This window comes from Psychroserpens luteolus, from assembly GCF_021032705.1.
Lineage (GTDB): Bacteria > Bacteroidota > Bacteroidia > Flavobacteriales > Flavobacteriaceae > Psychroserpens > Psychroserpens luteolus.
Genome location: NZ_JAHVXI010000053.1, coordinates 1 through 314, shown reverse-complemented (window position 1 = coordinate 314; position 314 = coordinate 1). Strand labels below are relative to the sequence as shown.

1 protein-coding gene is annotated in these 314 nt (G+C 60.5%); it reads right to left on the bottom strand.

Translation table 11 applies throughout. The annotated features are described in order from the left end of the window. Positions 1-67: 67 nt before the first annotated feature. Positions 68-314: hypothetical protein (locus KWG70_RS17805; RefSeq protein WP_230937387.1), on the bottom strand; the 247-nt coding region annotated here is incomplete at its 5' end.

The window sequence follows — 314 nt, the reverse complement described above, 5'->3', positions numbered from 1 at the left end:
AGCAAGATGACATTCGGCCCCGGCGAGAACAGCCCCGCGAAGACGAACAGATATAGCGGGTCGATGGTCACTGGGCTAGCAGGTCTTCGCGGGTCATCGCGAAGTCAGATGCAATCCACTTGGCCTGCAATTCCTTGATCCGGGCGCCCAAAGCTGCCCCCTCATAGGCCGGCATCAGGTCGCCCGCGTTCAGCGGAAAGGTTGCGCCCGCGGCTTTGGCAATCTGGTTTTCCAAATCTGGTGCAGGGGGGTGCTGCATGGCAACGGCCATCACCAAGGCGACGTTTCGGGCATGATCTGCCCCGTGATGGAAA